Annotated in this window: 17 protein-coding genes; 16 read left to right on the top strand and 1 reads right to left on the bottom strand. The window is 55.6% G+C overall.

What is annotated here, in order from left to right; all coding sequences use genetic code 11:
• Positions 1 to 96: 96 nt before the first annotated feature.
• Together rpsO and pnp are read left to right on the top strand one after the other, a co-directional pair.
• Complete coding sequence (gene rpsO, locus NM686_RS09610) at positions 97 to 366, top strand: 30S ribosomal protein S15 (protein WP_255187661.1); 270 nt, start codon at positions 97 to 99, stop codon at positions 364 to 366.
• An 84-nt stretch (positions 367 to 450) separates the two neighbouring features.
• A complete protein-coding gene (gene pnp, locus NM686_RS09605; RefSeq protein ID WP_269022797.1) occupies positions 451 to 2529 on the top strand; it encodes a polyribonucleotide nucleotidyltransferase in 2079 nt (692 codons plus the stop codon).
• 74 nt (positions 2530 to 2603) lie between these two features.
• Here pnp and nhaR read toward each other — a convergent pair whose 3' ends face one another.
• Positions 2604 to 3521 (bottom strand): transcriptional activator NhaR, encoded by a 918-nt coding sequence (gene nhaR / locus NM686_RS09600; RefSeq protein WP_255187660.1) that lies wholly within the window; start codon positions 3519 to 3521, stop codon positions 2604 to 2606.
• A 110-nt stretch (positions 3522 to 3631) separates the two neighbouring features.
• Between nhaR and ppc the strand changes: the two genes are divergently transcribed.
• The 14 genes from ppc to trxB all read left to right on the top strand — a co-directional run bounded on the left by ppc (position 3632) and on the right by trxB (position 20693).
• Positions 3632 to 6436: a phosphoenolpyruvate carboxylase gene (gene ppc / locus NM686_RS09595; protein WP_255187659.1), complete on the top strand. Its 2805-nt coding sequence runs from the start codon at positions 3632 to 3634 to the stop codon at positions 6434 to 6436.
• Positions 6437 to 6555: 119 nt separating this feature from the next.
• Complete coding sequence (locus NM686_RS09590) at positions 6556 to 8223, top strand: ATP-binding cassette domain-containing protein (RefSeq protein WP_255187658.1); 1668 nt, start codon at positions 6556 to 6558, stop codon at positions 8221 to 8223.
• Complete coding sequence (locus NM686_RS09585) at positions 8220 to 9578, top strand: HlyD family secretion protein (protein ID WP_255187657.1); 1359 nt, start codon at positions 8220 to 8222, stop codon at positions 9576 to 9578. Before NM686_RS09590 ends, NM686_RS09585 begins: the two co-directional genes overlap by 4 nt.
• Positions 9575 to 10999 (top strand): TolC family protein, encoded by a 1425-nt coding sequence (locus tag NM686_RS09580; RefSeq protein WP_255187656.1) that lies wholly within the window; start codon positions 9575 to 9577, stop codon positions 10997 to 10999. Before NM686_RS09585 ends, NM686_RS09580 begins: the two co-directional genes overlap by 4 nt.
• Before the next feature lie 13 nt (positions 11000 to 11012).
• Positions 11013 to 11453: a hypothetical protein gene (locus NM686_RS09575; protein WP_255187655.1), complete on the top strand. Its 441-nt coding sequence runs from the start codon at positions 11013 to 11015 to the stop codon at positions 11451 to 11453.
• A 279-nt stretch (positions 11454 to 11732) separates the two neighbouring features.
• Positions 11733 to 12671: a hypothetical protein gene (locus tag NM686_RS09570; protein WP_269022791.1), complete on the top strand. Its 939-nt coding sequence runs from the start codon at positions 11733 to 11735 to the stop codon at positions 12669 to 12671.
• A 178-nt stretch (positions 12672 to 12849) separates the two neighbouring features.
• On the top strand, positions 12850 to 13173 hold the full coding sequence (locus tag NM686_RS09565; protein ID WP_255187653.1) for a hypothetical protein: 324 nt from the start codon (positions 12850 to 12852) through the stop codon (positions 13171 to 13173).
• A 26-nt stretch (positions 13174 to 13199) separates the two neighbouring features.
• Entirely contained in the window at positions 13200 to 14846 is a 1647-nt protein-coding gene (locus tag NM686_RS09560) for a hypothetical protein (protein ID WP_255187652.1), read from the top strand.
• A gap of 48 nt (positions 14847 to 14894) precedes the next feature.
• Positions 14895 to 16823, top strand: coding sequence for an alpha amylase C-terminal domain-containing protein (locus NM686_RS09555; RefSeq protein ID WP_255187651.1), 1929 nt, complete (start codon positions 14895 to 14897; stop codon positions 16821 to 16823).
• Positions 16824 to 16945: 122 nt separating this feature from the next.
• The gene (locus NM686_RS09550; RefSeq protein ID WP_255187650.1) at positions 16946 to 17650 is read left to right on the top strand and encodes an NlpC/P60 family protein; all 705 of its coding nucleotides are present in this window, start codon (positions 16946 to 16948) and stop codon (positions 17648 to 17650) included.
• Positions 17640 to 18173, top strand: a complete 534-nt coding sequence (locus NM686_RS09545; RefSeq protein ID WP_255187649.1) for an SH3 domain-containing protein — start codon at positions 17640 to 17642, stop codon at positions 18171 to 18173. The genes NM686_RS09550 and NM686_RS09545 overlap by 11 nt, the downstream gene beginning before the upstream one ends.
• A gap of 330 nt (positions 18174 to 18503) precedes the next feature.
• A complete protein-coding gene (locus NM686_RS09540) occupies positions 18504 to 18962 on the top strand; it encodes a winged helix-turn-helix domain-containing protein (protein WP_255187648.1) in 459 nt (152 codons plus the stop codon).
• Between the two features lie 20 nt (positions 18963 to 18982).
• Complete coding sequence (locus NM686_RS09535) at positions 18983 to 19537, top strand: DUF2799 domain-containing protein (RefSeq protein WP_269022788.1); 555 nt, start codon at positions 18983 to 18985, stop codon at positions 19535 to 19537.
• A 199-nt stretch (positions 19538 to 19736) separates the two neighbouring features.
• On the top strand, positions 19737 to 20693 hold the full coding sequence (gene trxB, locus NM686_RS09530) for a thioredoxin-disulfide reductase (RefSeq protein WP_255187646.1): 957 nt from the start codon (positions 19737 to 19739) through the stop codon (positions 20691 to 20693).
• Positions 20694 to 20711: the final 18 nt, after the last annotated feature.

Below are 20711 nucleotides of genomic sequence, written 5' to 3'. Positions count from 1 at the left end.
AGATTCATCCGCTCCTGCACCCTATTGTGGGGGCGATGTTTACTCGCCATCGATGGATGGTTTTTATTCACTTTTATTAATCGATAGGGATTAAGAATGGCATTAACCGCAGAACAAAAAAAAGCAGTCGTCGAAGAATACCGTTTGTCGGAATCCGACACCGGTTCCACTGAAGTACAAGTTGCTTTATTGACAGCCAACATCAACCAACTGACTCCGCATTTTGCCGCGCATAAAAAAGACAATCACTCTCGTCGTGGTTTGTTGCGCATGGTCAACCAACGCCGCAAATTGCTGGATTATCTGAAAGATACCGACATAGCCCGCTATCGTTCTTTAATCGAACGCTTAGGTATCCGTAAGTAATATATGCAAAGAAACGGCACTTCATGTGCCGTTTCTATTTATCGCAAGATTTTAAGCACAACCTTTAAACAAAGGAACCTCATAGTGAATCCTATCAGGAAACAATTTCAGTACGGCGATCGTCTCGTCACGTTAGAAACCGGTGAAATTGCCCGCCAAGCCAATGGCGCGGTAATCATCGACATTGAAGGCACCACCTTGCTGGTCACCGTGGTCGGCAAAAAAGAAGGCAGCGGCGGCGATTTTTTCCCATTGACTGTGGACTATCAAGAAAAAGCCTTTGCCGCGGGCAAAATTCCCGGCGGTTTTTTCAAACGCGAAGGCCGTCCCAGTGAGAACGAAACCCTGATCTCGCGCCTGATCGACCGCCCCATCCGCCCATTGTTTCCCGAAGGCTTCACCAACGAAGTCCAAATCATCGCGACCGTCATTTCGTTGAATCCGGAAATCGACACCGAAGTTCCGGCCATCCTCGGCGCCTCCGCCGCGCTGGCCGTTTCCGGTCTACCGTTCATGGGCCCCTTGGGCGCGGCTTGCGTGGGTTACATCAACGACCAATATGTGCTGAACCCAACCTTGCCGCAGATCAAGGAATCGCGTTTGCGCCTGATGGTTGCCGGCACGCACAAGGCCGTACTGATGGTGGAATCGGAAGCCGATTTGCTGCCTGAAGACGTCATGCTGGGCGCGGTATTGTTCGGCCACGAGCAAATGCAGGTTGCGATTAACGCGATCAACGAATTTGCCGCCGAAGTCGCCACACCGCCGATGGCCTGGACGCCTCCCGCCGACAACGAAGCCTTGAAAGCCGCTGTCGCCGCCGAAGCCCAAGCCAGCATCACCGCGGCCTACCAGATTGCCGAAAAACTGGTTCGTCAGGATACCCTGAGTGCCATCCGCGCCTCGGTGGTTGAAAAACTGACCGCAGAAGATCAATTCGCCGAAGCCGACGTCCGCAACGCCATCGAATTGCTCGAATACAACATCGTCCGCGGCGCGATCCTGAACGACCGCAAACGTATCGACGGTCGCGATTTGACCACCGTGCGCCCGATCAGCATTCGCACCGGCGTGTTACCTCGCACCCACGGTTCCGCCCTGTTCACTCGCGGCGAAACCCAGGCCCTGGTCGTCGCGACGTTGGGCACCGAACGCGATGCACAAATCATCGACGCACTGGCGGGCGAATATAAAGACACCTTCCTGTTTCACTACAACTTCCCGCCGTTCAGCGTTGGCGAAACCGGCCGCACCGGCTCGCCGAAACGCCGTGAAATCGGCCACGGCCGTCTGGCTAAGCGCGGCGTACAAGCGGTATTGCCCAACATGGGCGAATTCCCATATGTATTGCGCGTGGTTTCCGAAATCACCGAATCCAACGGCTCCAGCTCGATGGCTTCGGTCTGCGGGAGCAGCTTGGCCTTGATGGACGCCGGCGTACCGTTGAAAGCCCCTGTCGCCGGTATCGCGATGGGCTTGATCAAGGAAGGCGATCAGTTCGCGGTGTTGTCCGACATTCTGGGCGATGAAGATCACCTGGGCGACATGGATTTCAAGGTCGCCGGCTCCGAAAACGGCGTCACCGCATTGCAAATGGACATCAAGATCGACGGCATCACGCCCGAAATCATGAAAGTCGCGCTGGAGCAAGCCAAACACGGTCGCCTGCATATCTTGGGTGAAATGAACAAGGCCCTGTCCAGCTCGCGTGAACAGATGTCCGACTTCGCACCACGCATCATCTCCTTCAAAATAGACCCTGCCAAGATCCGCGAAGTGATCGGCAAAGGCGGCGTGACGATCCGCGCGATTACCGAACAAACCGGCGCCAGCATCGACCTGAGCGACGACGGCGTGGTCAATATCGCTTCCGTCGACAAGGCGGCCGGCGAAGAAGCCAAACGCATGATCGAAGAAATCACCGCCGAAGTCGAAGTGGGCAGAACCTACGAAGGCAAGGTGGTGCGGTTAATGGACTTTGGCGCGTTCGTCACGATCCTGCCCGGCAAGGACGGCTTGGTGCACATTTCTCAAATCTCGGAAGAACGAGTCGAGAAAGTCAGCGACAAACTGTCCGAAGGCGACGTGGTCCGGGTCAAGGTCCTGGAAATAGACCGTCAAGGCCGCGTGCGTTTGAGCATGAAAGACGCCGATAGCGAATAAGCACTAATTCACTATCTTGCAAAAGAAAGGGCCGAAAGGCCCTTTTTTGATTTAGCAATACACGCCGAAAGCCTTCAACCCGGCCTATCCAACAAATCCAGCAAACCTTGCCGTGCGTTATCCAAAATCGCCGTCACTAGCGGATGTTTCAAGCGCCTTTGCGCGGTAATGGCATAAAAGCGCTCAAACACCCCCTCGGCCGGCCCCAACATTTCAGTGCCGTATTGGCGCTGGATTTCACTGGCAACGGCTCGCGGCGAAAAGAACAGCCCCACCCCGGCCGCGCCGAAGGTTTTCAATAAACCACTGTCTTCCACCTCGGCTTGTATCGTAGGACTCAGCTGCTTGTCATCAAACCATTGGTCCAGAGAGCGCCGCAGCGCGGTATTGATAGTGGGCAACAAAAACGGCGCGCCATTCAGGCAACGCGGAAAATCCTGTCGGTAGCGCGCGGCCAAGTCCGGCGCCGCAAAAATCGCCACGGCGGACTCACCCAAAAAATGATTGAATACCCTGGCGCCGCTGGCCGGCGTGGCCGGCACGTCGGACAACATCATGTCTATGCTGTGCAAGCCGATCTCGGTTAACAAGCGCTCGGTTTTGTCCTCGACGCAATGAATCTGCTTGGGATCGGACAATCGCAATAACGGCGCCATCAGGCGATATGCGATCAACTTGGGCATCGCATCACTGACGCCGATATTCAAGCGCAAGCCGCGCTCGGTGGTGCGTCCCTTCAACATGTGCGTCATTTCCCGCCCCAACGCGAAGATTTCATCGGCATAGTGATAGACCGCCCGCCCGGTATCGGTTAGTACAAGCTTGCGTCCTTCCTTACGCAGCAACTTGGCACCTACGGACTGTTCGAACACCGTCAATTGTCCGCTGATGGTGGGCTGAGCCAGATGCAGCACCTCGCAGGCCGCGCTGATGCTGCCGTGCTTGGCCACCGTCCAGAAATAATACAAATGCTGATAATTGATACGTTCCATGGACTCAAAACATCGTAAAAACCGATAAAATAAGTTTATTTATTCTATTTTACTATTTTAAAAGAGACGAGTAATTTATAAACAACTTGTTTTGACTACCGAGAGATACCATGTCACCGACCGCCGATTATGATGACAAAGCCTTGCGCTCCGCAATTCGTTTATTGAAACTGATGCTGGGGAAGGTTTTGAAAAGCCAGGCCAGTCCGGAGGTTGCCGCCATCGTCGAGCAATTACAGCATCAATTCACGGTATTGCAGCGCGACCACAGTCCCGGGCGCCGCCAGCAATTGCTCAATACCTTGCAAGGCCTGCCGGCCGACATGATGAATGAAGTCATCCGCGCTTTCAGTCTGTATTTCAGTTTGCTCAACATCGCCGAAGAATCGACACAACTACAACAACGCCGTCATCAAATCGAAAAAAACAAACATTATTGGCGAGGATCTTTTCACGACACACTGTTGGCGTTCAAGGATTCCGGCGTCACGCCAGTCCAATTACAAGTCTTGTTGAACGACTTGAATTACCTGCCGGTGATGACGGCACACCCGACCGAAGCCAAGCGACGCACGGTGCGCGGCGCATTACGCAACGTTTTCATCAGCCACGAAAAATTGCTCCATTCCGATGTGAAGGGTTATTTTCGCGAAGAAGCGCTGGAACGCTTGCATGGCCAAATTCAATTGCTCTGGAAAACGGACGAAGTGCGCGCGCGCAGCATGGGCGTGGTCGATGAAATCGAGGCCGGCTTGTTTTATTTCCCGTTGTCGCTGTTCGAGGCAACGGCTCAGGTTTACCGCAATTTCCACCGAGCACTGGTGGATGTCTATGGCAACGAGGCAGCGGCTCGGATCAAAATCCCCGGTTTTTTGAATTTCGGCTCCTGGATTGGTGGCGACCGCGACGGCAACCCCAACGTAAAACCGCACACCACCGCGCTGGCCTTGCGCCTGCAAGCGCGCACGATTGCCCAGGAATATTTGCGCCGCCTGGACAACTTGCGCGAACAACTCGCCTATTCTCACGGCTTGTGTGAACCCACCGCCGCCTTCCTGCAAAGCCTGGAACGCGACCGCGAATTGCTCGGCGAAAGCGCGATTGCGATAGAGCGAACCTGCATGCAGGAACCTTACCGGCACAAGCTGTCGTTGATGAAATTCCGCATGCACAAACGCCTGGAGTTGATCGATCAACGCATCGCCGGCGACAGCTCGCAAACCGATGCGGTGGCGTACAACAACATACAAAGCTTTCATACCGATTTGTGCGTCATTCGCGAATCGCTGATCAGCCACGGCGATAGAGCCATTGCCGACCGTGACTTGCTGGATTTGATCCGCCTGACCGAAGTGTTTGGCTTTCATTTGATGCAACTGGACGTGCGCCAGGAATCAGGCCGCCACAGCCTGGCCGTGGCGGAAATTCTGGCTTCGGCGCTGGGCATCGATTACCTGGCGCTGGATGAAGACAAGCGCCTGGAAGTCTTGAGCGAAACCATCGCCATCGCAGGTGGCTTGGGATATGCCGCCAGCCATTTATCCGCCGCCACGCTGGAAACGCTGGAAGTATTCCAGGTCATGGCGCAAATGCGCCGCGAAATCGGCAACGATTGCTTCAGCCGTTACGTGATTTCGATGACCCATTCCGCCAGTCACGTGATGGAAGTATTGCTGCTGGCCGCGCAAAACGGCCTGGCCGGGCGCATAGGCGGGCAATGGTATTGCCACATCGGCGTCAGTCCGCTATTCGAAACCATAGATGACCTCAACCACATCGACAGCGTCTTGCGCGGCTTACTGGCGCAACCCGTTTATCGGGCCTTGTTAAACGCCTCCGGCATGCGCCAGGAAGTGATGCTGGGCTATTCCGATTCCTGCAAGGACGGTGGCATTCTGGCCTCGGCCTGGGGCTTGTACTCCGCGCAACAGCAAGTCATGGCGATTTCCGATAGCGAAGGCGTACCCTGCCGCTTGTTCCACGGCCGCGGCGGCACCATCGGCCGCGGCGGCGGCCCGACTCACGAGGCGATTTTGGCGCAACCACCGGCGACCGTGCGTGGCCAAATCAAGTTCACCGAGCAAGGCGAAGTATTGTTCTATCGTTACAACAACATGGAAACCGCCATTTACGAACTGACGATGGGCATCACCGGTTTGATGAAGGCCAGCCTGAGCGTGGTGCAACCGGTCGAACCAGACAGAACCGAAAACCTGGCAGTCATGAGCGAACTGGCGCAACTCGGCGAACGCAGTTACCGACAATTGACCGAGCACACGCCCGGCTTCCTGGATTATTTTTACGAAGCCACCCCGGTGCAGGAAATCGGTCAGCTCAATATCGGCTCAAGGCCGTCGCACCGCAAAAAGCAGGACCGCTCCAAATATTCGGTGCGTGCCATCGCCTGGGTATTTGCCTGGGCGCAGTCGCGGCAAACCTTTCCGGCTTGGTACGGCATAGGTTCCAGCCTGGAGCATTATTGCGCCGGCAATCCGGAGCGTCTGAGGACGCTGCGCGAGTTGTATAAGGATTGGCCGTTTTTCCGTAACTTGCTCAGCAACGCGCAAATGGCCCTGAGCAAGTCCGACATGAGCATCGCCGAAGAATACAGCGCGCTGTGCAGCGACCCGGAAGTCGGTAAACGCATACACGGCCTGATCGCCGCAGAATACAGGCGTTGCGTGGACTGGGTGCTGGAAATCGCCGAATCCGACCGGCTGTTGGCCGAAAATCCGCAACTGGCCGCGTCTTTACGCCGCCGTAACGATTATCTCGGGCCGTTGAACTATATGCAGGCCGGCTTGCTGCGCGCGCTCAATCAAGACAGCGACAACGAAAGCAGTCAAAGCATCTGGATGAAACCCCTGCTGCGCACCATCAATGCCATCGCCGCGGGCATGAGAAATACCGGTTGATGGTGTAGGATGCGATAGCATGGTGCATTGCACCTCGACTGGATGAGGTGCAATGGGCTCTAGCCTGTCGCACCCTACCCTCTTTACAGCTTGACTCGTCAGAAGCAATGGAGACGCACATGTCTGCACGACACCCTTTGGAACGTCTACAACAACTGATCCATATCGAACGCGAAGATATCGGCACGCTGATTGCCTATGGCATGGGCATTGGTGTGATGTCGCTGGGCATGCCGGTGGCGGTTCAGGCCTTGGTCAATACCATAGCCTTCGGCGCCTTGCTGCAACCTTTGGTCGTTTTAACCTTGATTTTGCTGGTACTGCTGTCATTCAGCAATGGCTTGGTCGCGCTGCAATTTTATGTCGTCGAAATGCTGCAGCGCCGCTTGTTCGTGCGATTTTTCGGCGAAGCCGCCAATCGCTTGCAACGGGCAACCTTGGCCAGCCGCGACCAGCAATACCTGCCGGAATTGGCCAATCGTTTCTTCGACGTGGTCACCCTGCAAAAAAGCGCGGCCACCTTGTTATTGGAAACCTTGAGCTATGTCCTGCAAACCTTGATCGGCATGATCTTGCTGGCTTTTTATCATCCGATGCTGCTGGCCTTTGACTTGTTTTTGATCGCATCCTTGTATGTCATCCTGTTCGTGATGGGCAAGGGCGCGATCCCCACGGTAATAGAACAGTCCAGGAACAAATACGTGGCCGCGGCCTGGCTGGAAAACATCGCCGCCAACCCGTTACTGGGCAAGAACAACATGAGTGCTGCGTTCATCAGCACGCAAACGGAACGCATTGCCAAGGATTATCTACATGCCTGCGTGATGCATTTTCGCATTCTGTCCAGACAAAACCTGGGGGCCTTGGTATTGCATACACTGGCGAATACCGCTTTGCTGGGCATGGGAGGCTGGATGGTCATCGAGCGCCAGTTGAGTCTTGGCCAATTGATCGCCGCCGAACTGGTGGTCAATGCGATGGTGTACGGCCTGACCAGGCTTGGCAAAACGCTGGACAACTTTTACGAACTGCTCGCCAGTATCGACAAGATCGGTTACTTGATCGATCTGCCGCAAGAATCCACGCAAGGCGGTGAAACCAAACCAGGGCATCGCCCTTTCAAGGTCGAGATCCAGCAACTGACCATGCCGGAAGGTTTTCAGCTCGACGTGTTGAAAAATCTCGATCTACAACTGACTGCCGGCGACAGTCTCGCCATCAGTGCCGGCGCCGAACGCGGTACCTTGCTGGAGGCTTTGTACGGTTTGCGCATACCCAGCGGTGGACGAATTTTTCTGGACGATCAGGATTTGCGCGACCTGAGTTTGGGCTCGTTGCGTGAACAAATCAGCCTGGTGCGCCATGCCGAAGTCATGGACGCCTCCATCGCCGACAATGTCGCGGCCGGCCGGAATATCGAGTTGGGTGAGATACGCGCGGCCCTGGATAAAGTCGGCCTGCTCGATGACATCACTTCGCTAGCGGACGGCATCAATACCCGCCTTTACGCACATGGCGTACCCTTGAGTCCGGAGCAATGCCTGCGCTTGACCTTGGCCCGCGCCATCGCCGCGCGCCCGCGTTTGTTGCTGATAGACCGCTCGCTCGACAGCATGGACCAGCGTTGGTTACCGCGCCTACTCAATGTATTGTTTGCCGCCGATAACAGCTGGACCTTGATCATCGTCAGCCATGAACCGCGCGTCATCAGCCGTTGCAATCGTCAAGCCCGCATTCGGCAAGGGCGCCTGGACATGGTACTGACCAAGAATGGAGATCTGGAATGAAGCACGAACACGGCGAATTATTCACCATGCCTTCGTTGAATGGCCTTGGCGACGCCATCACCGCGCCTGTTGCCCGCCGCCTTGCCCGCTCGTTGATCACACTGTTTTTGCTGCTGCTGATTTTTCTGGCGCTTACGCCTTGGCAACAAAACGTGCGCGGCATTGGCCGAGTGGTGGCTTACATTCCCGGCGACCGCCAGCAAATCATCGGCGCGCCGGTGGAAGGCCGGGTATCGCGCTGGCTGGTCAGGGAGGGCAGTCGGGTCAAGAGCGGCGAAGTCATAGCCGAAATGCTGGATAACGACCCCTTGTTGCTGCAACGCCTGCGCAACGAGCGCCAGGCCTTGCTGGACCGGCAAGCGGCGGTCGATAGCCGGGTTGAAACCTTTCGCGAGCAGTTACGCATGGCGGAACTGGCCAGGCCGCAAGCCCTGGCCGCGGCCGAATCGCGCGTCGAAATGGGCAAGCAGCGGCAGAAAGCCGCCGCCCAGGCCTTGGACGCCGCCCGCGCCGCCCGCATGACGTCGTCGCTGAACTTGAATCGGCAACAAACCCTGCAGGAAAAAGGCTTGGCATCCCGCCGCACCTTGGAACTGGCACAATTGGAAATCGCGCAACGCAGCGCCGACAGCGACCGGGCCCAGGCGAGCCTGGCAGCGGCCAAGAGCGAAGTCGACGCCCTGAGTGCCGACTTGCAAAAATTGACCGCCGATACCGCGGCCAGCATCGAAAAATCCCGCGCCGATTTGAACAAGGCCATCGAAGACCAAAATTATGTGCGTGCGGATTTATTGAAAGTTGAAACCCGTCTGGCCCGCCAGCAAACCCAAACCATCACCGCGCCGCGCGATGGCACGGTATTGAGGCTGCTGGCCAACCCCAACGCGGAACAGGTCAAATCGGGGCAAGCCTTGGCGATTTTGGTGCCCGACACCGACCAGCGTGCGGTGGAATTGTGGATGGATGGCAACGACCTGCCGTTGATCGTTACCGGCAGCCACGTCCGACTGCAGTTCGAAGGTTATCCGGCGATTCAATTCGGCGGCTGGCCCGAGTTTTCGGTGGGTTCGTTTGGCGGCCGCGTCTCGCTGATTGACGCCACCGATGATGGTAAAGGGCATTTTCGCATCCTGATCGTGCCCGACCCGAACGACATTCCCTGGCCGGATACCCGCTTCTTGCGCCAGGGTGTGCGCGTCAACGGCTGGGTACTGTTGGGTCAAGTGACATTGGGCTACGAGCTATGGCGAATCTTCAACGGCTTCCCGCCGCTGGTATTGCCGGAACCGGAAGTCAAGGACAGCGGCAAGGACGATGGCAAAAAGTCCGATAGCAGCGAGAAGAAGGACTCATGAACAAGCTGATCTTGGTGATAGTGCTAATAATGTTGCCTGGTTTGGTGGGCGCCGAGGCGCCTCCCGCTCCGCCGCCCTTGGCGCTGAACGAAGTGCTCGACGCCGCGTTACGCGCCTTTCCGGGCCTGCTGGCCGCCGAACAGCGCAAACAAGTGGCCGCCGGCGAGTTGCAAACGGCCGAGGGCGGCTTCGACACCTTGTTGAAATCGCAAAACCGCTGGTCGGTGGCAGGCTTGTACGAAAACAATAATTATGATGTTTCGATCGAGCAGCCGACCTCCTTTTGGGGTACCACGTTCTTCGGCGGCTGGCGGCGTGGTACGGGAGACTATCCGGTTTACGAAGGCAAGAGTGTCACCGCGGACGATGGCGAAGCGCGGATTGGCGTCAACATACCCTTATGGCGCAACCGCGAGATCGACCGCCGCCGTGCCAGCCTGCAACAGGCGGAATTGGGCAAATTGATCGCCAGTCACGAGTTCGATCAAAACCTGTTGGAAGTGCGCCGACAAGCCAGTCATCGTTACTGGGACTGGGTGCTGGCCGGCCTGCGTTTGCGTACCGCAGAACACTTGCTGCAGGTGGCGGAACAACGCAACGACGGCATTTTGCAGCGTGTTGCGGCCGGCGACATCCCGGAGTTCGAAGCGCTCGACAACCAACGCGCGATCATCGAGCGCCGTGAACGCCGGGTCGCCGCGCAACGCATGCTGGAACAAAGTGCGATTCAATTGTCATTGTACTGGCGCGATGCAGAGGGACAACCGCAACTGCCCACCCCCGAACTATTACCCGAGGGTTTTCCCGGACAGGAACCCCCCATAGAACTCGATTTCGACCATGCTTTTGTCACCGCACGCTCGCAACGGCCGGAACTGAAACGCCTGGAACTACAAAGCCAGCAAACCGAAACGGAGTTGGCTTTGCAGGAGAACCAGCGCAATCCGGCGGTGGACCTGCAAGTGATGGGGGCCAAGGACTTTGGTTATAGCCCTAACAAGCCCAATCGCGACGAACTTTATGTGGGCTTGAATGTCGATATGCCGCTGCAACAGCGCGTAGCCGGCGGTCGCGCCCAAGTCGCCGCCGCCAATCTGCAACGCCTGAAATGGGAGCGGCGAGGCACTGAAGATCGCGTAGCGGCGGAAGTCAAGGACACGCTGTCCGCGCTAAAAGCGACCCGTCAGCGCGTGGCGCTGAGCAGCCAGCAAAAACAGGCCGCGCAACAACTGGAGGATGGCGAAAGAACGCGGTTTGAACTGGGCGAAACCACGTTGTTATTCGTCAATCTGCGCGAAATCGCAACCGGCGACGCCACGTTGCAGGCCGCGGAAGCTGCCAGTAGCTTGTTCAAGGCCCATGCCGACTACCAAGCCGTGCTGGGCATGCCCATTGAAACCAAAGATTTACTGACTGATTAAGGAGGAAACAACCATGAAAAAATCGTTGCCAAAATCATCAGCTAATCCCATGAAATTGGCGAAGAAGCTCATCTTGACCGGTTTGATCATCAGTTGGCTGATAATGCCCGAATTGCTTTGGCATAAATTAGTCTTTGTATTGCACACGTTCTATGAAAGTGTGTCGTTTGTGCTGGAAGAAATGGTGGTACACGCGTTGGGATGGGAAAAATTTTATGCCCAAATGACGGTGTTTTATTTCTTGTCCGCAATGGCTTTTTTGGCGCTATATCTGTTATGGCTGCGCTTGCCGTATATGATCCAGCGCTTTAAAGCCTATCTAAACTCATTGGGCTGTACCCTGAAAAACAAGGCGGTCGACACCTGGATCGGATTCAGTTTGCTGCAAAAGATCAAGTTCCTGCTGTTTCAATTCGCCGGCATGGCGGGCGGATTGATGGTGCTATTGGCTTGATCGCGGGACTGTGCATCCGGCCAATGCCACTCAAAAAAACGCCGCCCGGCTGGCATTGCCCTGGCAATAGTTAAAGCGATTCAATCCTGACCAGTTCCGGAATGAAAAAGCTTTAGCTGTTGCCATCCGCACACCGCTCCACCATGTTTTTGGACTGACGGAATCTGCGAAGTCAATAACTTTCAGCGTAAATTTTTGTTTTTGCTTGACATCTCACAAAATTAACCTACATTCAAAGTGATTCGTTGTCTGCGCTTAATCCTTTGAATAGAGATAGCTATGCCGAGAACATATTTACGCAGTCGTCTAGCGGTTATTTTTTGCTGCAGCACCCTATTGCAGGGCTGTGCCAACCAGGAAGCCGTGGGACAATTCGCCCATGGCGCCCATGCGTTGTCGGAGGCGGCTGGCAAGTTTTATGACATGTCGCTGGAAACCGATCGCAAGCTGGCCATGCTCAACGTCGATCTTGACGCAACCGGCGAAAACTCCGAATGCAGCAATCAGGATGATAGCCGGCTACCACCCTTCGAATGCGCGACACGCGGGAAAAACCTGCTCGCCGAAAACCGTCGCAACCGTGCCGCGGTAGACGCCCTGGCTCAGTATGCCCAAAGCCTGAATGACATAGCAGCATTCGACGATGACGAACATATCGAAAATACCGCCAAGGAACTCAGCACCAACCTGGGCCAGATCGCCAATACCCTCGAACTGGCGGCCGATACCGATGAATCTGCATTGGCGCAAGCCATTTCCGGCGTTGCCAAAATTTATGTCGATTTGAAAACCCGAGACATCCTACATAACAAGGCCAAACAAGCACAGGATTCGGTAGCGGCTATCGTCAATATCTTGCAAAAAGACATCAAACAACAGCAAAAACGCATCGAAATAGCCAGAATCAGCGCCAAAGCCACGCGGGAAGAATGGTTCAATGCTTTCCGCAGCGACTACCAAAGTGCCGCCACCACGCCCGCCAGCAAGGCCGCCCTTTCCATAGCCGCCGGCCACCTGGTTGAAGATGAATTGTCGGAATTGGTTGCAGAATTACCCAACCGACAATTTTTGGCCAATCTGAATCGCACCGCGGAGAGTTGTTTAAAGGCCCATAAGGCCATGCAAAATCCGGAATTAAAAGACAACGTCGACAGCGTCAGACATTTCGTCAACGACGCGAGGTCCTTGCTGTCCAGCGCCAAACGCTTGCTCAAGTAAATTACTGACTTCAGCGCAAATCGCTAACAGGCAAATCATTGATTCAGCCAACAGGAGCTTGCAGACGGGGCTTACAGGCAGTTAATCATGGGCCTGTTGAGCCGTGAGCCACGCCAATTCCGCACAAGTTTATCGCTGGGTTGAATGAACCGAAACATCTACTCTGGAGGATTCCGCCATGACCATCACCCCAGAAAACATACTGGATGACCTGGCCACCATCATCGCCGATCTAGGCGCCATTCGGGAAAAAGTCACCGATGCCATCGACCGCTCGGCTATCAACAATCAAATCAAGGCACTGACCAAGTGGTGGCGCGCGATAGACGACGAACGCGCCGAGCACGGCAGTCAGGAACTGGACAACTCCAAAGCCGCCCTGGAAAAAATCACCCTGGACCTCAAAGCGGAAAAGAAAAAACTGACCAATATTGCCGTAGTGGTTCATCGTGGCGCCCAGGCCATCGCAATAGCCGAAAAGGTGGCGAAATTGATCGCCTGAAATCGTTTATTAGAGGGGGCGCCAAGATGAACAGCCGATTACAATTATGCTTGGGATTGCTGCTGGCGTTATGGCTAACGGGATGCACCACACTAAAAGTCCCTGCCGAACACGTGGTGATGTTCGACAGCCTCGGCCAGCCGGTCAATCCGACCGGCAATATCGGCCCTGTTGCCCCGATCGATGCGACGCAACAGGATGCGCCGGCTCACATGCATACGACGTTCCTGCCTTACCCCGAAGAGAGTGACGCGGAATATAAGCAACATTTGCGTAAAATAAGCGACGCGATGGATCGTTTTCATGCCGGCAAGGATACCAGGAAAGTCATGATGTTCATCCACGGCGGCCTTAATACCCAGCTCGATAGCGTGGAGCGTCTGGTTGAACCTTTTGACGATGCAGGTGGCGAACACAGATCCCGCGTCGATTTGATCAAAAATGCCGGTTATTACCCTCTGTTCGTCAACTGGAAGTCATCCTTGATCTCGAGTTACGCCGAACACCTGTTCTGGCTGCGCCAAGGCGAAGCCAATGCCACTTTGGGCGTGCTAACCTGGCCTGTCGTATTGACGGTTGACCTTGGCCGCGCCTTGTTACGTTGGCCCTTGGTGTTCGGCAGTCTGGTCATGAACGACATCGAAACCATTCCGCTCGCTCGCAACGAGCTGCCCGATCAAGTCAGCAAGGAATTGATCTGTCGTTACCAGCAGCCCGACGACTTGGCCAACTGCATAGACAATCAGGTTCGCTTTGGTCGGGCCCCCTGGCCTTGTCCATTCGATTGGCAAGGAGTTCCTCCCCTTCGCCCCGCTATGGCGCCGCAAGCAGGGCAACAAACCTTTTCCATTAGCGTTGGCGATGATGCGCGAGAATGCCCGGAACTGTTGGGCCATTTTGCGATGTGGCTGGTAACCTGGCCCACCAAGCTGTTGACGGCGCCCGTCATCGACGCGTTTGGCACCAGCTCCTGGGACGTGATGCTGCGCCATACCGAGCTGTTGTTTGAATCCGAGCAAGAACTAAAATCCTCGCCCCTCACCGCTGCCGCCACGACCCAGCATAACTTGGCCGAGCTGCCCGCCCACGGCGGCTTGTCCCAATTTCTTGAGATGCTGGCGACCAAGATTCAAGCCGACCCGACAGCCCACTGGGAAATTACATTGGTCGGACACAGCATGGGTACTATCGCCGCGAACAAGATCATCGAGCGATTCGGCGACCGTTTGCCGATCAAAAACATCCTCTACCTCGCCGCCGCCGACACCGTACAACATTATCAGCAGGTCATTCATCCTTATCTTCAGCAAAATGACGCGCGCGGCTTGCATCATTTCATGCTGCATCCACAGACCGAGGAAGGCGAAATCAGCCTGGGCATGCCGTGGGATATTCCGCCGCGCGGTTCGCTACTGGTGTGGATAGACAATTTCTTGAGCAAACCGCTGACCGGCACCGACCGCACGGTGGGGCGTTACGATAATCTGCTCCCCGCGTTGCACAATGCGCCAAGCGACATCCGCGATCGCATATCGGTCAAGGTTTTCAGCGCCGGCAATCCGGTTGAACCGGACAATCCGCTAGGCCATGGCGACGTCGGCCGACGCTTCAAATTTTGGGAAACCAAGTGCTGGGAAGCCACAACCGAAAGCGGTTGCCTGTCAGCCGAATAATCATCCCGTAGCCGGGTCACGCTTACGCAAAAATGGAGGGCCTACACCATGCCTGCCGCCATGAACCATATCACCCCGAACACCCCGATGGGCGCCAACCTTGTGCCCGACGGTAGCGGTGCCACCTTTCGCGCCTGGGCGCCGTCGGCATTGAAAGTCCATCTAATCAGTGAGCACAGTGGCTGGAATCCAACCGCCAGCAATCTGCTGAACCGCGAGGAGCAAGGCTACTGGTCAGGCTTTTGGCCGAACTTCCAGGACGGTTCCCGCTACAAATTCTATGTCGTCGGTACCGGCAACGAAGGCCCCAAACGCGACCCTTACGCCCGCGAATTGAGCAACCAGCCGGCCTGGCCCAATCCCAATTGCCTTTTGCGCGATCCCAATAGCTACCCGTGGCACGATTATGACTACCGCACACCGATGTTTCATAATCTGATCATTTATCAATTGCATATCGGCGCCTTCTGGTCACCCGAGAGCGGACGGCAAGCGGGAAAGTTCCTCGATGTCATCGATCGCCTACCCTATCTGAGCGATCTGGGCGTGACCGCCCTGCAACTGCTGCCCATCGTCGAATTTCAAACGCAATTCAGCTTGGGTTACAACGGCACCGATTACTTCTCGCCGGAAAACGACTACGAATGCTCTGCCGACGAAATCGCCCAACGCCTGCCCGCGATCAATGCCTTGCTCGCAACCAAAGGCAAGCCGCCACTTACCGCCGAGGCACTCGATGGCGCCTCCAACCAACTGCGCTGCCTGGTCGACCTGGCCCATTTGCATGGACTAGCCGTGATTTTCGACGTGGTCTACAACCATGCCGGCGGCGACTTCCATGACGAAAGCCTGTATTTTTTCGACCGCCAAAACCAGGGTAACAACAACGATAGCTTGTATTTCAGCGATATAGGCCATGCCGGTGGTTTGTGCTTTGCGCTATGGAAACAGGAGGTTCGCCAATTCCTGATAGACAACGCCAAATTCCTGATAGAGGAATACCATGTCGACGGCCTACGTCACGACCAGGTCAGCGTTCTGCTTGATGCCAATCACGGCACCGGCTGGCGTTTTCTGCAGGATCTCAACGACACCTGCCACGCCCTCGACCCGAGTTGCTGGCAAAACGCCGAGCATTGGAACGTCAATCCCCCCATCGTCAACGCCAAACACCAAGGCGGCGCCGGTTTCGACACCTGCTACCACGATGCCTTGCGCGATGCCGTCAGGCGCGCTTTGGAGCAAGCCAGCGCGGGAGCGTCCGCCAACGTCGACATGAGCGCTATCGCTTGCGCGCTGTGGCCGGCAGGTTTCGGTCAATCCTGGAAATTCATGCAGAATCTGGAAACCCATGACGAAGTTTTAGAAGGGCGCAAGCCGCGCATCGCCCGTTTGGCGGACCGTAGCGACGCCCGCTCCTGGTATGCCCGCAGCCGCTCGCGGGTCGCCGCCGGCATTTTGTTGACCGCCCCCGGCATTCCCCTTCTGTTCATGGGGCAAGAGTTCTTGGAAGACAAACCCTGGTCGGACAATGTTTCCGACCTCTCAAACCTGCGACTTTACTGGGCTGGCGTGGAAGGCAACGACAAGCACATGATCGACTTTCACCGCTGCATGCGCGACCTGATCCGCTTGCGTAACGACTTACCTGCTTTACGGGCCGATGGTTTTCGCGTCAGTCATGTGCATGATCTCAACCGGGTTTTGGCGTTTCACCGCTGGATACCCGGCGAAGGCCGCGATGTATTGGTCGTTGTCAATCTCAATGAATATACCTGGCACCATTACCAACTTGGCGTTCCCCGTTACGGCCGTTGGTTTGAAGCATTCAACAGCGACGTTTACGACCACTGGGTCAATCCCTGGCGCCAGGGCAACGGCGGATCGGTTTTCGCCGACGGCGGCCCCCTGCATGGCTTCAATCACTCCATCGGCGTCGCCTTACCAGCCAATACCGTTGTAGTATTTTGTTTGTGAAATTCGGTTTATCGCCCGTTCACGAGGACGATCAACCTTGTTAGATCGCCACGGCGTCGTGGCTGCGATCCCGTCGGCGACATTGAAAACGTTGCCGTCGTTTCATTCTTGAGGAGGTCAGCATGAGTATTCAAGCAATCCAACGCATCCAGCAAGTCTTGAAGGAGAAAGGGTTTGATCCTGGTGTAATCGATGGTATCTGGGGGCGTAACACAATCGCCGCCGTCAAGCGATTCCAACAGCAGCAAGGTCTTGAAATCGACGGTATAGTTGGTCCCCAAACCACGGCAGCCCTGTTCGCGGGGACACAGTCGACACCCACCGACGCCGGCCCGTTGCTACCCTGGTTTGAAGAGGCAAAGCATCTGATAGGCACCAAGGAAATTTTAGGACCAAGGAGCAACCCCATCATCCTGGATTGGGCAGCGAACCTCGACATACATTACCGGGGCGACGATGTCCCCTGGTGCGGATTGTTCGTCGCGCATTGTGTCGGTTCTACCCTACCCGCCGAGGTATTGCCCGGGAATCCCCTCGGTGCCCGCCAATGGGAGCGATTTGGCCACGACACCCACCCTCGCCTTGGCGCGGTGATGGTATTCTGGCGGGAATCGTTGTCAAGCGGGAAAGGTCATGTTGGTTTTTACGTCGGCGAAGACCAAAGCGCGTACCAAATACTCGGCGGAAACCAATCCGACCAGGTATGCCTTACCTGGCTAAGCAGGGATCGGTTTCGCTGCGCGCGCTGGCCCAACACCGCCGCCTCACTAACAAGCAGCGCGGTCAGCAAAAAAAGAAACGAGGGCTTGTCCACGAATGAAGCTTAAATCAGGAAATCATCGTCTGTATTCCCACGATGGGTTCCATGCCTCGAACTTCGGCGTGGACAGAGATCATTCCGAACACCTTGCGCCCGTCAATTCCATCAGAAATGAGCATAACGGCATGACGAGGCTACGCTGGATTGCTTGCGGCTTATTTCTGACACTCGCCTTGAGTTTCGAAGCTGCAGCCGTGCATGCGGATGAGTCCGTTCCCGTAATGGTTGGCGGCGAAGCCGAACTGGACGCCTGCGGTGGGGTCGGCGAGGTACGCGGCCTCAACCCGCGCGGCGACGGATTCCTGGCTGTTCGCGCCGGCCCTGGCGGCAAGTTCCCCATGATTGATCGCTTGTACAACGGGAATCGCGTGTACTTTTGCGACAAACGTGGCGACTGGATTGGGATTGTTTATGGCGATCCGAAGCAGGATTGCGGCGTCGCTTCGCCTTTACCTAAAAGACAATCCTATAAAGGCCCCTGTCAGTCTGGCTGGGCTTATAGAAAATGGCTGGTACTGATCGCGGGCTAGAATTGGCTTGAATGCTGCGCTGGCTTTTTAAGCCGACTTGGAAAATCATGGCGCGACAACTCCACAAGAATAATCCAATCTGTTAGGATTCAAGCAAAAACGTCTTCCGGTTTTGCTTTTGCGCGGACTGGAATACACCCGGGCGAGGCAGGTCATAAACCCTGCCAAGGGAGTTTGCCGCCGACATCCTCACGTGGCCGCCCCAGTCCCGTAAGCCCTGCCGGATGGAATTTTGCGGCGGCGCCTACGAAAAATGTCACGTGTGTGGACTGATTTAGCCAAGAACATATTATACTGCTCCTCATATCCCTTGTTATCGATGGCCTAATTATGAAAAAACCACAAGTCACTACTGAAAAAACCACGTCGGCGACCAAAACCGAACAGCCCGCCGCGCCCAAAGCCACCAAGACCACGCCTAAAAAAACCGCTACGGCTCAGCCTGCTGAAAAAAAGGCGAAAACAGTAGCCCCCCAAGCGCAGCAAGAGCCAGTGAAAGCAAGCGCGGTTACGGAAACAGCCCCCCAAAAAACCGCTTCCAAATCCACGCCGGCGAAAAAGAACGCTGCATCGACACCAGAATTGACGATGGCCGAACGCGTGGGTTTGACTGCCGGCAGTATCTGGCATTACTTGTCCGAACATGGAGAAACTCCCGTCAGCAAACTGGTTGCTGCGCTGACCGAAGAAGAAAAAATTGTTCAACGCAGTATTGGCTGGCTGGCTCAGGAAGACAAAATAACCATTGCTTCATCCGATCGCGTCGAGACGGTTGCGCTGAAGGCATAATTCAACTATTGCGAATGGACTTGCGACGCTTACTCGGATGGCTCGGCGTTTTCGCCTTTACGGGTTGCGCCACGCTGAGCCAAGAAGAATGCTTACGTGGTGACTGGTTTGGCCTGGGCATGAACGACGGCCGTACAGGCCAAGCCATTGATCGTCTCGATGAGCACCATAAAGCCTGTTTCGAATATGGTATTGCAGTCAATAACGACGCTTATTTCGCCGGCCGCGAACAAGGGCTGCGGGATTACTGTCAGTTCGATAACGCGTTCAAAACTGGATTGAACGGCGAACAATACCGGCATGTCTGTCCACCCTCCATCGATGGGATATTCGCCCATTACCATTCTGCCGCCCTTGCGGTGCATCAAGACCGCGCCGACCTCGAAAGGCTCGATGGCGAACTCGCCAGCAGGGAACGCGATCTTTACGACAAAAAATTGTCCGATAAAGAACGAGCCAGAATTCGGCAAGACCTCAGGGAATTGGACAGAAAACGGGAACGCTTGCGCGATGATCTTTACTATCACGAACGACAACTGCAAGATTTGCGCCGCGAAGCCGGCTCATACCGTTGAGCGCTCCCGCCAGGCTCGCCACAACCATTTACGTTTCGAGGTCATGCTCCTCCTGTAAAGATGTCAAGACTTTACAATCAGCAGTAACCGCCCGCCCGAACCGCCTCGTGCCGTCAAGCTTAAAAACGGTACGGTTTTAACGGTTGTCGATTCCCCGTATAATTTTGCAATCTCAATTCAACACCTGGAGAACGCCACGATGGCTGCCGCAAAACATTGCAAACTCTTGATTTTAGGCTCCGGCCCCGCCGGTTACACCGCGGCCGTGTATGCTGCTCGCGCCAACCTGAATCCGGTCATGATTACCGGCATGCAACAAGGCGGCCAATTGACCACGACAACCGAGGTCGATAACTGGCCCGGCGACGTGGACGGCGTGCAAGGCCCGGAACTAATGGACAGAATGCTGCGCCATGCCGAGCGCTTCAATACGGAGGTAATTTTCGATCATATTCATACCGCCGATTTGTCGAAACGCCCCTTCACGCTGACCGGCGACAGCGGCGTTTACACCTGCGACGCGTTGATCATCGCGACGGGCGCTTCGGCCAAATATCTCGGCTTGCCGTCGGAAGAAGCGTTCAAAGGCAAAGGTGTATCGGCCTGCGCTACCTGCGACGGTTTTTTCTATCGCAACAAACCGGTGGCGGTGATCGGCGGCGGCAATACCGCAGTCGAAGAAGCGCTGTATCTGGCCAATATCGCCTCGGAAGTGATCGTCGTACACAGACGGGATAAATTCCGCTCGGAGAAGATTCTGTCCGACAAATTGATCGAAAAATCCAAATCCGGCAACGTCCGCATCGAATGGAATCACACCCTGGACGAAGTGTTGGGTGACGAGATGGGCGTCACCGGCGTTCGGATCAAAAACACTCAGGACGGCTCCAGCAAAGACATCGACGTACATGGCGTTTTCATTGCCATAGGCCACACGCCGAACACCGACATTTTCGCCGGTCAACTGGAAATGCAGCACGGTTATATCGTCGTCAAAAGCGGTATTCAAGGCAACGCTACCGCCACCAGCATACCGGGCGTTTTCGCGGCCGGCGACGTGATGGACTCTCACTACAAGCAAGCCATCACCTCGGCCGGCGCCGGCTGCATGGCGGCGCTGGACGCGGAAAAATTCCTGGATGAATTGACCGCGTGAGTCATGGCGGAAATGGCC

It is taken from the genome of Methylomonas rapida (genome assembly GCF_024360925.2).
Taxonomy (GTDB): Bacteria; Pseudomonadota; Gammaproteobacteria; order Methylococcales; family Methylomonadaceae; genus Methylomonas; species Methylomonas rapida.
The sequence above is the reverse complement of the archived record's forward strand: the minus strand, read 5'-3'. Positions and strand labels throughout refer to the sequence as shown.

Excerpts from the sequence above, each read along its gene's own strand:
- NM686_RS09570 (WP_269022791.1), top strand. The coding sequence starts at position 11,733 with ATGCCGAGAACATATTTACGCAGTCGTCTAGCGGTTATTTTTTGCTGC.
- NM686_RS09545 (WP_255187649.1), top strand. The coding sequence starts at position 17,640 with ATGAAGCTTAAATCAGGAAATCATCGTCTGTATTCCCACGATGGGTTC.
- NM686_RS09540 (WP_255187648.1), top strand. The coding sequence starts at position 18,504 with ATGAAAAAACCACAAGTCACTACTGAAAAAACCACGTCGGCGACCAAA.
- rpsO (WP_255187661.1), top strand. The coding sequence starts at position 97 with ATGGCATTAACCGCAGAACAAAAAAAAGCAGTCGTCGAAGAATACCGT.
- NM686_RS09590 (WP_255187658.1), top strand. The coding sequence starts at position 6,556 with ATGTCTGCACGACACCCTTTGGAACGTCTACAACAACTGATCCATATC.
- nhaR (WP_255187660.1), bottom strand. The coding sequence starts at position 3,521 with ATGGAACGTATCAATTATCAGCATTTGTATTATTTCTGGACGGTGGCC.
- NM686_RS09565 (WP_255187653.1), top strand. The coding sequence starts at position 12,850 with ATGACCATCACCCCAGAAAACATACTGGATGACCTGGCCACCATCATC.
- trxB (WP_255187646.1), top strand. The coding sequence starts at position 19,737 with ATGGCTGCCGCAAAACATTGCAAACTCTTGATTTTAGGCTCCGGCCCC.
- NM686_RS09560 (WP_255187652.1), top strand. The coding sequence starts at position 13,200 with ATGAACAGCCGATTACAATTATGCTTGGGATTGCTGCTGGCGTTATGG.
- ppc (WP_255187659.1), top strand. The coding sequence starts at position 3,632 with ATGTCACCGACCGCCGATTATGATGACAAAGCCTTGCGCTCCGCAATT.
- NM686_RS09575 (WP_255187655.1), top strand. The coding sequence starts at position 11,013 with ATGAAAAAATCGTTGCCAAAATCATCAGCTAATCCCATGAAATTGGCG.
- NM686_RS09585 (WP_255187657.1), top strand. The coding sequence starts at position 8,220 with ATGAAGCACGAACACGGCGAATTATTCACCATGCCTTCGTTGAATGGC.
- NM686_RS09550 (WP_255187650.1), top strand. The coding sequence starts at position 16,946 with ATGAGTATTCAAGCAATCCAACGCATCCAGCAAGTCTTGAAGGAGAAA.
- NM686_RS09555 (WP_255187651.1), top strand. The coding sequence starts at position 14,895 with ATGCCTGCCGCCATGAACCATATCACCCCGAACACCCCGATGGGCGCC.
- NM686_RS09580 (WP_255187656.1), top strand. The coding sequence starts at position 9,575 with ATGAACAAGCTGATCTTGGTGATAGTGCTAATAATGTTGCCTGGTTTG.